This window comes from Streptomyces sp. NPDC002076, from assembly GCF_053593835.1.
The window spans coordinates 281,064-294,218 of the sequence record NZ_JBSFDI010000001.1; the positions used below are offsets into that span (position 1 = coordinate 281,064).

A 13,155-nucleotide genomic window follows, 5' to 3' on the forward strand; every position below is an offset into this window, starting at 1 on the left:
CGCCCTGCCTGAGGCGCTTCGCGCCGCCCCTTTCAATCCCAAGTGGTCCAGGGACCTCGGGATGGGGGTCCGGTTCGCCCTCACCGGCGGGCGCGAGGGCTGGATCCGGATGCTGCTGACGGCGGTCGGCGTCGGTCTCGGCGTGGCGCTGCTGCTGCTGACGACCGCGATCCCGAGCGCGCTGGCGGTACGGCACGACCGCGACGCGGCCCGGCTCGACTACACCTACGGCCCGCACCGCCCGAAGGCCGCGAACACCCTGGTGATCTCCGACGCCGACACGACGTACCGCGGCAAGGACGTCCGCGGCCGGCTGGTGGAGCCGGAGGGGCCGCGCGCACCGATCGCGCCGGGCCTGGCGAGGTACCCGGCGCCGGGCGACATGGTCGTCTCCCCCGCGCTGAAGAAACTGCTCGGCTCCGCCGACGGCACGCTGCTGCGCGAGCGGCTGCCGTACCGGATCGTCGGGACGATCGGCGAGACCGGGCTCATCGGCTCGCACGAACTCGCCTACTACGCCGGTGCGAAGGACCTGGCGCCGCGCATCAACGGCTGGCGGACGGCCCGCATCACCCGCTTCGGGCCGCCGCACGCATCACCGGCGAGCAAGACCGACCCGGTGCTGATCCTGCTGGTGCTGGTCGTGTTCGCGGTGCTGCTGATGCCGGTCGCCGTGTTCATCGCCACCGCCGTACGGTTCGGCGGCGAGCGACGCGACCGCAGGCTGGCCGCGCTGCGGCTGGTGGGCTCCGACAGCCGCATGACCCGGCGGATCGCTGCGGGCGAGGCGCTCGCCGGATCGCTGGTCGGGCTGGTCTTCGGCACCGGCTTCTTCCTGCTCGGCCGGCAGCTCGCGGCCTCGGTCGAGATCATGGACATCAGCGTGTTCCCCAGCTATCTCAACCCCTCCCCGGCGCTGGCCGCCCTGGTCGCGGTCGCCGTTCCGGCGGCGGCGGTCCTGGTCACGCTGTTCGCGCTGCGCGGGGTGGTCATCGAACCGCTGGGCGTGGTCCGTACGGCCAGGCCCGCGCGTCGCCGGCTGTGGTGGCGGCTGCTGCTGCCGCTGGGCGGGCTGGCCTGCCTCGCCCCGATGATCGGCCAGGGCCGGAACAACGGCACCTTCAACGAGTACCTGGTGATCGGCGGCGTCCTGCTGCTGCTCGTCGGCGTGACCGCGCTGCTGCCCTGGGTCGTCGAGGCGGTCGTGGCCCGGCTGGGCCTGGGCGGGGTTGCCTGGCAACTGGCGGTACGGCGGCTGCAGTTGAGCAGCGGCTCGGCGGCCCGCATGGTGAACGGCATCGCGGTCGCGGTGGCCGGTGCGATCGCGCTGCAGATGCTGTTCGCGGGCGTGCAGGGCGACTACACCAAGTCCACCGGCAAGGACACCGACAGCATTCAGATGCAGGTCAACCTGTCGCGGGGCGTCCCCTTCGTGCCGGTCGCCGGGAAGTTCGCGGCGACCGAGGGCGTACGCGAGGCCACCGCACTCGGCAACACCGAACTGGGGGACCGGCCCTGGACCCCCGGTCACGGGCCGGACGACACGGTGGGCCTCACCGTCGGCACCTGTGCCTCCCTGCGCAAGGTGGCCGCACTGACCTCCTGCCACGACGGGGACGTCTTCGTCGCGAAGGGCGGGGACGAGGACTCCGAAGTGGACCGGTACGCCCGGCCGGGCCGCACGCTCCACGTCGACACGAGCGACGGCCTGGGCGGCGGACCGGACGTCGTCTGGACCGTGCCGCACGGTATGAAGCAGGTCCGCGCGATCACCGGGCCCAACGGCACCAAGGACAGCGGGGTGCTGATGACACCGGCCGCGCTGTCCGGCCCGATGAGCAGCGCCCTGAACGGAGGGATCTACCTCAGGCTCGACGAGTCCGTCCCGGACGTGCACGAGTACGTCCGCAACACGGCGGCCCGGATCGACCCGCTCGCGGACGCGATGGTGTGGTCGGCCACCGAGCAGTCGGACAAGTTCACCTCCATCCGCACCGGAACGTTCGTCGGCGCCGTCTGTGTGCTGGCGCTGATCGGGGCGAGCCTGCTGGTGTCCCAGCTGGAGCAGTTGCGCGAGCGGCGCAAGCTGCTGTCGTCGCTGGTCGCCTTCGGCACCCGGCGGCGCACCCTGAGCATGTCGGTGCTGTGGCAGACGGCGATCCCCATCGCCCTGGGCCTGCTGCTCGCCTCGGCCGTGGGGCTGACGCTGGGCGGGGTGCTGCTGAAGATGGTCGGCTCGACGGTGAGCGTGGACTGGCCGAGCGTGCTGTCGATGACCGGCGTCGGCGCGGCCGTGGTCGTCACGGTCACGCTGCTGAGCCTGCCGCCGCTGCTGCGGATGATGCGCCCGGAGGGGCTGCGGACGGAGTAACGGCGCGAGGTCCGGGCGCGGTCGGCCGTGGGCCCCTCCCTCCCGGGGGCCCACGGCCGTTGCTCACAGGCTGTGCTCCCGCACCACCCTCCGCGCCTGGGCGAACAGCATGCCCACGTTCACCGACTTACGGCAGACGACGACGGCGACGACGTCCTGCTGGTCGTTCATCCGCAGGAACAGGTGGGTGAGGTTCTCGCTGTTGACGAGGATCTCCTGGAAGAAGTGGTTGTCGTCGCTGACGCCACGGCGCTCCTTGAAGACATCCTCGATCATGACGACCGTACGCCCCTGGAACAGGTCGAGGGTCGCACCCGCCAGCAGGTCCAGCACCTCCGGCGGGTGGTTGTCGACGGTCTCGTACGACAGCAGCATTCCGGTGGCCATGTCGACCACACCGGCCGCGACGCAGTCGGGCGTCTCGGCGCGCAGCGACTTGACCAGACTCATCACCTGGTCGGAGAAGCCCGTCATGCGTTTCGTCGCCATCCCTCACACCCCCTCTGGCGTCTTCTCGGTGAGGATCGATCCGATGCGGTCGAGGGCCGGGTGGGTCGCCCGGTGCAGGCGGCTCACGTCCATCCCCTCGTCGCCGAGGACCACCATCAGGGCGGTGTCGCCGACGGCGTAGAAGGCGACGCAGCCGTGGCTGCCGTACGTCACCGTCTGCCGCAGCGCTCCGCGCGCCGTGGCGGCGGTGGTGCGGCGCGCCAGGCCCAGGCCCGCCGCCGCGAGCGCGGCGAGCCCCTCCGGGTCGATCGACTCCGCGGTGTCGGCCGCGATCAGCATGCCGTCGGCCGCTGCCAGGGCGGTGTCGGTGATCCCGGTCACCTGTTCGCGCAGTCCGCGCATCTCCCGTGCCAGGGCTTCGTGGTCCATGTGCTCAACTCCCTTGTTTTCCTTGCCGGTTCGACCGACGCGAGCCGTCGAGGGACCGCTGTCATCCAGCGGTCCCGTGACGCAGCCGGAAGAACCCTTTCCAGCCCGCCCCGCTCACCGGCGGGACGAGGACTTCGGTGATGCCGCTGGCGCCGGGTGCGCGGCGCGGCAGGGCGGCGGGGGCGGTCGGCTCCGGCTCCGGCGGGGACTGCTCGCGATGCCGTACGACCGGAGCCTCGGGCGCCACCAGGAGCGGGGTCCGGGCGAGCGGACCGGGGCACTCCAGCAGCCCCTCGCTCAGCATCCGCGCGACCTCCACGGTGACCGTGTAGACCCCGCGGCCGGTACGGAAGGCCAGGTCACGGGCGGTACGGCGGCCGTCGGCGTGCGCGAGCAGCTCCCGTTGCAGCGGGGTGCAGGCGTCCTCCGGCGCGGCCATGGGCAGGGGCCGGTCCCGGTCGGGGCGCACGGGGTGCGGCAGCGCGTCCACGGCGGACACCTTGCGCACCGCGTCCTCCAGCAGCCGGGCGGGCCGCTCGCCGGTGGCGACCGGGGCGTGCGGCTCGGTGCCGGTGACGCGTGCACAGGCGTCCACCCGGCCGGCGACGACGGCGAAGGCCGCGTCCCGCAGCGCCAGCAGGCACACCACCCGGAGCTGGGCGGCCCCCGCGTAGCCGTGCGCGATCAGCCCGGCGGCCGGCCAGCGCGCCCCGGACTCGCGCACCAGCTCCGCCCACTGCTCGCCGTCGATGCGCTCGGAGCGCAGCAGCAGCGCCTCGGCGCCGGGGGCGCCGGGACTCTCCGCCGCCACGACGAGTCCGTCCCGCAGATGGAAGGCGCCGCCGGGGCTGCCCGGCACCCGCAGTTCCCCCGTGAATCCGTCACGCCCGCACGCGGTCAGCGCGTGCGCGAGCCCGCCGTGATCCATCGCTCCCCTTGGCATTTCGTACAGACGCCTGACGTGTCGCACCGAGGGGGTATGTGTATCAGTCGATCGGCATATTTCAGCCGAAGGTTTCCGACCTGACCCGGACTGACGGAAGTTGGAGTTTCGAGCCGATCACATCGCTTTGTTCGACACTCATTTGATCGATCGGCGGGCTCAGGCGTCCCGGTCGAGTACCCGCACCGGGAGCGAGCGCAGCGCCCCGCGCAGGGCCGCCGCCAGCTCCTCGTACTCGGCGGACCGGGCCGCGCCCGCGCGCATGGCGAAGGCGACCCGACGGCTCGGAGCCGGCTCGGCGAAGTAGCCGGTGAGGAGTTGGCTGCTGCGGGTGGTCTCCAGCTTCAGGGCCGTACGCGGCAGCAGCGTGCAGCCGAGGCCGCCGGCGACCAGCTGCACCAGCGTGGACAGGCCGGCGGCGGTCGTGGTCACCGGGGCGTCCTCGCGGCCCGCCTCCCGGCAGATGTCGAGGGCCTGGTCGCGCAGGCAGTGGCCCTCGTCCAGGAGCAGCAGGTTCAGCTCCCTCAGCGCCTCGCGCGGGATGCCCTCGCGGCCGCCGAGCCAGTGGTCCAGCGGGGTGACCAGCACGAAGTCCTCGTCGAAGAGCGGGAGTTCGACGACTCCGGGCACGCCGAGCGGCACCGCCAGCAACAGCAGGTCGAGACGGCCGGAGCCCAGGCCGTCGATCAGGTTGGCGGTCTGCTCCTCGTGCACCTGGAGGTCGAGGTGCGGATAGCGCTCATGGACCAGCCGCAGCACGGCCGGCAGCAGGTACGGCGCGACCGTGGGGATCACTCCGAGGCGCAGGACGCCGGTGAAGGGCGCCCGGACCGCCTCGGCCTCCTCCAGCAGTGCCCCGACCGCGTCCAGCACCGCCTTCGCGCGTACGGCCAGGCGCTCGCCGGCGGGCGAGAGCAGCACCTTGCGCGTCGTACGCTCGAGGAGGGTCACCCCGAGGGTCTCCTCCAGTGCCGAGACCGCGCCGGACAGGGCGGGCTGGCTCATCCCGATGGCGGCCGCCGCGTCCCGGAAGTGCAGATACTCGGCGACGGCGGCGAAGGCACGCAGCTGTGCGAGGCTCGGCTGCCTGCGCTTGCCGTTACTCATGGTCACTGATAACTACCTCCGATCAACATGACCGAGTGTAGCTATTTCACTAATCAATGCACCCTGTGCCAACATCGACAAAGTCCAACCCATGGGAAACACCCTCAAAAGGGGTGTTCCTCGCTGCAAGGAGAGCGTGTGCTCACTGTCGGTGACAAGTTCCCCGAGTTCGAACTGACCGCCTGCGTCTCGCTGGAGAAGGGCAAGGAGTTCGAGCAGATCCACCACAAGTCCTACGAGGGCAAGTGGCTGGTCGTCTTCGCATGGCCGAAGGACTTCACCTTCGTCTGCCCGACCGAGATCGCCGCGTTCGGGAAGCTGAACGACGAGTTCGCCGACCGCGACGCCCAGATCCTCGGCTTCTCCGGTGACTCCGAGTTCGTCCACCACGCCTGGCGCAAGGACCACCCGGACCTGACCGACCTGCCGTTCCCGATGATGGCCGACTCCAAGCACGAGCTGATGCGCGACCTGGGCATCGAGGGCGAGGACGGCTTCGCGCAGCGCGCCGTCTTCATCGTCGACCCGAACCGCGAGATCCAGTTCACCATGGTCACCGCCGGTTCCGTGGGCCGTAACCCCAAGGAGGTCCTGCGGGTCCTGGACGCCCTGCAGACCGACGAGCTGTGCCCGTGCAACTGGACCAAGGGTGAGGACACCCTGGACCCGGTCGCGCTGCTGGCCGGTGAGTGACCCATGTCGCTCGACTCGCTGAAGTCCCGCGTCCCGGACTACGCCAAGGACCTGAAGCTCAACCTGGGCTCGGTCATCGGCAACTCCGACCTGCCCGCGCAGCAGCTGTGGGGCACGGTGCTGGCGACCGCCATCGCCTCCCGTTCCCCGATCGTGCTGCGTGAGCTGGAGCCGGAGGCGAAGGCGAACCTCTCGCCGGAGGCGTACACGGCCGCCAAGTCGGCCGCCGCCGTCATGGCGATGAACAACGTCTTCTACCGGACCCGCCATCTGCTGTCCGACCACGAGTACGGCACCCTGCGCGCCGGTCTGCGGATGAACGTCATCGGCAACCCGGGCGTGGAGAAGGTCGACTTCGAGCTGTGGTCGTTCGCGGTGTCCGCGATCAACGGCTGCGGCATGTGCCTGGACTCGCACGAGCAGGTGCTGCGCAAGGCGGGCGTGGAGCGCGAGGTCGTCCAGGAGGCGTTCAAGATCGCCTCGGTGATTCAGGCCGTGGGCGTCACCCTCGACGCAGAGGCCGTGCTGGCCGAGTAAGCGGTTCCGCGAAGGCCCCGCTCACCCTTGGTGAGCGGGGCCTTCCGCGTTCTGAGCGACGGGCTCGTCCGCGGCGGCCTTCTGCCGCTGGAGTTCCTCCGAGTACTGCCGCAGATACCCGACCACCGTGTTGGTCACCGCCACCAGCGGTACGGCCACCACCGCGCCGCCGATGCCGGCCACCATGCCGCCGGCGGCGACCGTGAGGACGACGGCCAGCGGATGGACGCGGACCGCACGGCCCAGGATGAACGGCTGCAGGACGTGGCCCTCGATCTGCTGGACCGCGAGGACGACCACCAGGGTCATGACGGCCGTGAAGACACCCTGAGTGACCAGCGCCACGATCACCGCGAGCGCGCCGGAGGCGACCGCGCCGACGAGCGGGATGAACGAGAACAGGAAGATGAAGACGGCCAGCGGGACGGCCATCGGCACGTTGAGGAAGTAGATGCCGATGCCGATGAAGGTGGCGTCGATGAGGGCGACCAGGACCGTGCCCCGGACGTAGGCGGTCAGGGTGCGCCAGGCGCGCGGGCCGGCGCCGGCCACGCCTGGGCGGGCCGCGGCGGGCACCAGCTTCAGGAACCACTCCCAGATGCGCCTGCCGTCGTAGAGCAGGAACAGCGTCGAGAAGAACACCAGCAGGAGGCCGGTGAGGAAGTCGACGATGACCTGGACGCCCTCCAGACCGGCGGACGTTATCTGGTCGGTGTTGGCGCCGATCGCCTCGCGGAGGTTCTTGGCGATCTGATTGATCTGCTTGTCGGTGACGTGGAAGGGGCTCTTCAGCAGCCAGTTGCGCAGGTCGTCGATGCCGGACTGGATCTGGTTGGAGAGCGTGTCGATGTTCTCCATGACCTGCCAGGTCACGAACCAGCCCATCAGCCCTATGACCACGAACCCGCTGATCGCGGTGAGCGCGGTGGCCGGTCCGCGCGGCACTCCGCGCCGGGTGAGCCGGGCCACCGTCGGCTGCAGCAGCGCGGTGACGAGCAGGGCGATGACGAAGGCGAACACCACCAGCTGGACCGCGCTGATGACCTGGATCAGCACCCAGACGGTGCCGGCGAGGACCAGCATGCGCCAGCCGGCCTCGGCCGCGACCCGCACACCCCAGGGCACGGCCTCGGCGGGGTCGGGGCGGTGGCCCGCCGCGGGTGCGGGTACGGGCCGGCGGGCGGGCGGTACGACGGCCTCGGCGACGAGCGGCGGCGCGGGCAGCGGTGCGTCCGAGGGGTCCGGCGGCTCCGGGGCGTGCTCGCGCTCCACCTCCGCACGGCGCTCGTCCAGGCGTTCGCTCATCTCGGTGAGTCCGGCACCGAGCCTGCCGAGCCACCCTGGCACTCGCGACATGATCCGTCCTCTTCCCCCGCGTCCCCGCGTGTTCGCCACCTCTCCTCCCCCTGGAGGCATCCGGGTACGACCGTACAGGGCGAAAGCCCCTCCCCTAAGGACGGGGGAGGGGCTGCGCGAGGTTGAGTGCGACCGGCAGTGACCGACGGGCCTAATACCAGTGGTTGGCCGCCCAGAACGACCAGGCCTGGCAGGGGCTGCCGTACCGGCTGTCCATGTAGTTGAGGCCCCACTTGATCTGGGTGGCGGGGTTGGTCCGCCAGTCGGCGCCGGCCGAGGCGTACTTGCCGGCGGGCAGGGCCTGGAAGAGACCGTAGGCGCCGGAGGAGGCGTTCGTGGCCTGGTAGTTCCAGCTGGACTCGTGGTCCACGATGTTGCTGAAGCACTGGAACTGGTCGCCCGCCACCATCTGCCGTGCCATCGCCTGGATCTGCGCGACGGAGTAGCTGCTCTGGACGGGGAAGCTGGAGGAGTCGCGGGCGCTGTCACGGCTGGCCGCGGCCTTCGCCTCGGCGCGCGCCTTGGCCTCCTTGGCCGCCTGCTCGGCCGCCGCCTTCTTGGCGATCGCGGTCTCGGCGGCAGCCTTGCGGGCCGCCTCCTCGGCGTCCTTCTTGGCGCTCGCGTCCGCGGCGATGGCCTGGGCGTCGGCCTGCTGCGTCAGGGAAGCGGACTGGACCTGGGCCTGCTGACCCGCGGGTATGTCCGCGAGGAGCGTGGTGTCGGCTGCCGTCGCCTCGGCGTCGTTGTTGTTCTGCGCGACGCTGCCCGAGGCAACTCCGACGACGCTTCCGACGGCGGTGACCGCGGTGGCCGAGGCCACTGCGAATCCCCGGACCGAAATCCGGCTCACACGGTTTCCTTCCAGCATCGCCCGCTTCGGTGACCCTGGCGGACGCAATCGTGCCCCTGGCACTGGCCTCCCAACTGCGGGGTCACGGGAGGCGCGGGCCCGGTGGGCAACTCCCCCTTCGGGGAGCGCCGCGAGGTGCTCGGGCGGCATACGACGAACTCTATGGAGTTGGTGGTGCTGCTGTGGTGCCGTACCGCTGGGGGTACAGGTGTGTCGTATGCGGGGCCTGACAGGACTGAGACTCTGCCGTAACCGGACGCCGGGTGGCAATTCTGAGTTGAGTGTGAAAGCTCACATCCCGTTTGCCCCTGGGGATTTCCGGAAAGCTCCACACGCCAAGGCGCCGCCCGGCTAGGCTCTTGACCTTTGCCGGACGGCGCCAACTGCCGTGCGGGTCGAATCAGATGTGACCGTCCTCCAGCATTTCGGTCACAAGTGCAGCAATCTGGGACCTCTCGGACCGGGTCAGCGTGACGTGCGCGAAGAGCGGATGCCCCTTCAGCTTCTCCACGACGGCGACGACACCGTCGTAGCGACCGACCCGCAGATTGTCCCTTTGTGCCACGTCATGGGTGAGAACGACCCGTGAATTCGCGCCGATTCGGGACAGAACAGTGAGAAGCACATTCCGTTCGAGGGACTGCGCCTCGTCCACGATCACGAACGCGTCGTGCAGGGAGCGGCCGCGGATGTGGGTGAGCGGGAGAACCTCCAGCATCCCGCGCGCGGTGACCTCCTCGATGACCTCGCGGCTGGTGACCGCCGACAGCGTGTCGAAGACGGCCTGCGCCCACGGGCCCATCTTCTCCGCCTCGGTGCCCGGCAGATAGCCCAACTCCTGCCCGCCGACCGCGTACAGCGGCCGGAACACCATCACCTTCTGGTGCTGGCGGCGCTCCAGGACCGCCTCCAGGCCCGCGCACAGCGCCAGCGCCGACTTGCCGGTGCCGGCCCGGCCGCCCATCGAGACGATCCCGACGTCCGGGTCGAGCAGCAGGTCGAGCGCGATGCGCTGCTCGGCGCTGCGGCCCTTGATGCCGAACGCCTCCCGGTCGCCGCGCACCAGGCGGACGTTGCCCTCGGCGGTGATCCGGCCGAGCGCCTTGCCGCGCTCGGAGTGGATGGTCAGGCCGGTGTGCACGGGCAGCTCGGCGGCCTCGGGGACGTACAGATGCCCTTCCTCGAAGAGGATGTCCACCTGCTCGCCGGAGAGCGTCAGTTCGGACATTCCGGTCCAGCCGGAGTTCTCCGTGATGGCGAGTTCGGCGCGGTACTCCTCGGCGAGCAGACCGACCGAGGACGCCTTGATCCGCAGGGGCAGGTCCTTCGAGACGACGGTGACGTCGTACCCCTCGGCCTGCAGATTACGGGCCACCGCGAGGATGCGGGAGTCGTTGTCCCCCAGGCGGTAGCCGGTGGGCAGCACGCTGGGGTCCGAGTGGTTGAGCTCGACACGGACGGTCCCGCCCAGCTCCCCGATCGGGATGGGGGCGTCGAGGCGACCGTTCTTCACCCGGTAGTCGTCCAGCAGGCGCAGGGCCTGGCGGGCGAAGTAGCCGAGTTCCGGATGGTGCCGCTTGGCCTCCAGTTCCGTGACCACCACGATGGGGAGCACGACCTCGTGCTCGTCGAAGCGGGTCAGGGCGTTCGGGTCGGCCAGCAGGACGCTGGTGTCGAGAACATAGGTGCGCCGGTCTGGCTTGTGGCGCTTTGTGCTGGTCACCACGGAAGGACGTACCCCCTCGGATGAGGTCGGGGAGCGACGAGATCGAGCTGGGCCGGTCGTCGGCCGCCCTGCACGGGCCGACAGCCGGCCCTCCGCCTCTTCGTCCGTGCTGTGACCGCACGATCGGGCTGGTGCAAAGGGCCTCCCGGGCGGACGGCCCCGTGCCGCCCGCTGAGATCCGACACCCGTGGTTCGGGTGTCGACCTGTTTGGCTTATGCCCTCGAACATGCACTGCCATGCAAAAGCGGCCACCGGCGTACCGGTGAACTCCTCGTTACGTCCGCAAGAATCCGGGTGTGCGAACGCCCCGCCGCCTTGGCGGCCGGCGGGGCGTCGGTCGGGTCTCAGCCGCCGTAACGGCGGTGACGTGCGGCGTAGTCACGCAGGGCGCGCAGGAAGTCGACCTTGCGGAAGGCGGGCCAGAAGACCTCGCAGAAGTAGTACTCCGAGTGCGCGGTCTGCCACAGCATGAATCCGGACAGCCGCTGCTCGCCGCTGGTGCGGATGACGAGGTCCGGGTCGGGCTGGGCGCCCGTGTAGAGGTGACGGCCGATCATGTCGATGTCGACGGACTCGGCGAGGTCCTCCATCGGCACGCCCTTGTCGTGGGCGTCGAGCAGCATGGAGCGCACGGCGTCGGCGATCTCCTGCCGGCCGCCGTACCCGATGGCCACGTTGACGAGTATGCCGTCGATGTGGGCGGTGGCCTCCTCGGCCTCCTTCAGGGTGCGTTGCATGCCGCCCGGCAGCAGGTCCATGGTGCCGACGTGGTGCACGCGCCAGCGGCCGTCGGCGGCGAGCGTGCGGACGACGTCCTCGATGATGCCGAGCAGCGGGACGAGCTCCTCCTGCGGCCGGTCGAAGTTGTCCGTGGACAGCAGCCACAGGGTGACGACCTCGACATCGGTCTCGGTGCACCAGCCGAGGAACTCCTCGATCTTGTCCGCACCGGCCCGGTGGCCGTGCACGGTGGTGGAACCGGACGCCTTCGCCCAGCGGCGGTTGCCGTCCATGATGACGCCGATGTGCTTGGGCACCTGAGCGTGGTCCAGGTGGCCCTCCACCCGGCGTGCGTAGAGCCTGACGAGCAGGCTGCGCAGGTTGTCGCGCAGGTTCACGTGGCCCTCCGGGGGTTTGGCGGCGGGTTCGGGGTGCGGGAGGTGTTTGAGCCTACCCCGCTGGCGGCTTCGTTCTGGCCCGGGGTTTGGGGATCGGGGTCGGGGTGCTGCGGATGCGCCGTCGAGTGCGGCTGTGCGGGGGTGGTCGCCCAGTTCTTCCCGTCCCTTGGCAGGGACGCCGAGCCGGCACCGAGCGGTTCCCGGAGCCCCCGCCGAAAGACCTGCCGATGGACGGGACGAAAAACGGGCCGGTCCGTGGGGGGGAGACGGACCGGCCCGAGGGGGGGTTTCCACCATAACCCTTCGTAAGGGATGGTGGGTGCATCGGCGGGACACAACTACTCTCCGAAATCATCCGGCGACGCCGTGGTGGGCACGGAAGGCTGGATTCAGAGGTGTCACATGGCCGGTTCACAGTGGATTCCCAGGGATGACCGGTCAAATGCGAAAGGATTCAGAAGGAATCCGGATGGTTTACGCCATCTTGCGGAGATGTCGGCGAGTTGCGCCGGGGTCCCCCCGATGGGCTACCCGACCGGCGAACGGTGACTTGACGGTTCCGGTACCGCGACCCGGGAAGAGCGCTCGGGCTCACAGCACCGCGCAGCCCCCTCCACTGCGCGGTGCCACCCGCGCGAGGTTTGCCGACGCGAATTACCTTGGTCTGAACTTATGTGACAGATGAGGCTGATGTGAACCGCACTGCATAACGATGTGGAAACCGTTGGCAAACTGCGGGTGAATCAGCCGGGTTTGCGGACGTCGAAGAGGTGCCGGGTGCTGTGCGCCACGAACGGCCCCTCCCTCTCGATCCGCTCGTGCAGCGCGCGGAGTTGGGGTTCGTACGCCTCCACCGTGAAACCCGGGACCATCCACACCACCTTGCGCAGGAAGTGGACGACGGCGGCGATGTCGTGGAACTCCATCCGCAGCCGCTCCGCCCGCAGCCCGGCCACCGCCAGGCCCGCCGCCTCGGCGTCGGCCCGCTCCCGCTCGGGGTCCCGGCCGGAGCGCGCCTCCTCGGGCAGCGGCCCGAGGAAGTACTCCACCAGCTCGACGACGCTGGCCGGCCCGACATGCTGGGCGAAGTACGTGCCACCCGAACGCAGCACCCGGGCGATCTCGTCCCAGTACGGCCGCACCGGATGCCGGCTGAGCACCAGGTCGAAGGTCTCGTCGGCGAACGGCAGCGGCGCGTCGTCCGGGGCGGCGACGACCACCACCCCGCGCGGCCGCAGCAGCGCGGCGGCCCTGGCCACATTCGGCGGCCAGCCCTCCGTCGCGGCGGCCAGCACCGGCCGGGCGGGCTCGGCCCTGCCCAGCGCGAAGTCCAGGACCTCACCCCCGCCGGTCTGGATGTCCAGCACGGCCTCCGCCCGGGCCAGCCGCTCCCCCGCCGACACGGCGTACCCCCACGAGGGCCGCTCCTCACTGGCCCGCCCCGCGAACCAGGAGAAGTCCCAGCCGTCGGTGGGCACGGCGGCGCCCTCGGCCACCAGGTGTTCGAAGGAGTGGTTCACCGACATGCCTTCCATGATCCCAGGGCACTGCCCGGCGGCGCCTGCTAGTTTCCG

General features: G+C 70.4%; 12 protein-coding genes. 3 read left to right on the forward strand and 9 right to left on the reverse strand.

Going from position 1 to position 13,155, the window contains the following annotated elements:
- Positions 1 to 61: 61 nt before the first annotated feature.
- On the forward strand, positions 62 to 2,371 hold the full coding sequence (locus ACWCQS_RS01300) for an ABC transporter permease (protein WP_451002557.1): 2,310 nt from the start codon (positions 62 to 64) through the stop codon (positions 2,369 to 2,371).
- A 63-nt stretch (positions 2,372 to 2,434) separates the two neighbouring features.
- Here the strand turns inward: ACWCQS_RS01300 and ACWCQS_RS01305 are convergent, their stop codons facing one another.
- The 4 genes from ACWCQS_RS01305 to ACWCQS_RS01320 all read right to left on the reverse strand — a co-directional run bounded on the left by ACWCQS_RS01305 (position 2,435) and on the right by ACWCQS_RS01320 (position 5,300).
- On the reverse strand, positions 2,435 to 2,860 hold the full coding sequence (locus ACWCQS_RS01305; RefSeq protein ID WP_451002558.1) for a hypothetical protein: 426 nt from the start codon (positions 2,858 to 2,860) through the stop codon (positions 2,435 to 2,437).
- A 3-nt stretch (positions 2,861 to 2,863) separates the two neighbouring features.
- A complete protein-coding gene (locus ACWCQS_RS01310; RefSeq protein WP_388620290.1) occupies positions 2,864 to 3,250 on the reverse strand; it encodes a roadblock/LC7 domain-containing protein in 387 nt (128 codons plus the stop codon).
- Between the two features lie 61 nt (positions 3,251 to 3,311).
- Positions 3,312 to 4,178, reverse strand: a complete 867-nt coding sequence (locus ACWCQS_RS01315; protein ID WP_451002559.1) for a MarR family transcriptional regulator — start codon at positions 4,176 to 4,178, stop codon at positions 3,312 to 3,314.
- A 174-nt stretch (positions 4,179 to 4,352) separates the two neighbouring features.
- Positions 4,353 to 5,300, reverse strand: a complete 948-nt coding sequence (locus ACWCQS_RS01320) for a LysR substrate-binding domain-containing protein (RefSeq protein ID WP_451003001.1) — start codon at positions 5,298 to 5,300, stop codon at positions 4,353 to 4,355.
- 138 nt (positions 5,301 to 5,438) lie between these two features.
- Here ACWCQS_RS01320 and ACWCQS_RS01325 point away from each other — a divergent pair, with 138 nt between their 5' ends.
- Both ACWCQS_RS01325 and ACWCQS_RS01330 read left to right on the forward strand, forming a co-directional pair.
- Complete coding sequence (locus ACWCQS_RS01325; protein ID WP_055704786.1) at positions 5,439 to 5,993, forward strand: peroxiredoxin; 555 nt, start codon at positions 5,439 to 5,441, stop codon at positions 5,991 to 5,993.
- Between the two features lie 3 nt (positions 5,994 to 5,996).
- Positions 5,997 to 6,530, forward strand: a complete 534-nt coding sequence (locus tag ACWCQS_RS01330) for an alkyl hydroperoxide reductase (RefSeq protein WP_388620284.1) — start codon at positions 5,997 to 5,999, stop codon at positions 6,528 to 6,530.
- A gap of 21 nt (positions 6,531 to 6,551) precedes the next feature.
- Here ACWCQS_RS01330 and ACWCQS_RS01335 read toward each other — a convergent pair whose 3' ends face one another.
- The 5 genes from ACWCQS_RS01335 to ACWCQS_RS01355 all read right to left on the reverse strand — a co-directional run bounded on the left by ACWCQS_RS01335 (position 6,552) and on the right by ACWCQS_RS01355 (position 13,107).
- Positions 6,552 to 7,886 (reverse strand): AI-2E family transporter, encoded by a 1,335-nt coding sequence (locus tag ACWCQS_RS01335; RefSeq protein ID WP_451002560.1) that lies wholly within the window; start codon positions 7,884 to 7,886, stop codon positions 6,552 to 6,554.
- Between the two features lie 151 nt (positions 7,887 to 8,037).
- On the reverse strand, positions 8,038 to 8,736 hold the full coding sequence (locus ACWCQS_RS01340) for an aggregation-promoting factor C-terminal-like domain-containing protein (RefSeq protein ID WP_450981709.1): 699 nt from the start codon (positions 8,734 to 8,736) through the stop codon (positions 8,038 to 8,040).
- A 400-nt stretch (positions 8,737 to 9,136) separates the two neighbouring features.
- Positions 9,137 to 10,462, reverse strand: coding sequence for a PhoH family protein (locus ACWCQS_RS01345; RefSeq protein ID WP_451002561.1), 1,326 nt, complete (start codon positions 10,460 to 10,462; stop codon positions 9,137 to 9,139).
- Between the two features lie 345 nt (positions 10,463 to 10,807).
- Entirely contained in the window at positions 10,808 to 11,581 is a 774-nt protein-coding gene (locus ACWCQS_RS01350; protein WP_451002562.1) for an isoprenyl transferase, read from the reverse strand.
- Between the two features lie 743 nt (positions 11,582 to 12,324).
- On the reverse strand, positions 12,325 to 13,107 hold the full coding sequence (locus ACWCQS_RS01355) for a methyltransferase domain-containing protein (protein ID WP_451002563.1): 783 nt from the start codon (positions 13,105 to 13,107) through the stop codon (positions 12,325 to 12,327).
- Positions 13,108 to 13,155 lie beyond the last annotated feature (48 nt).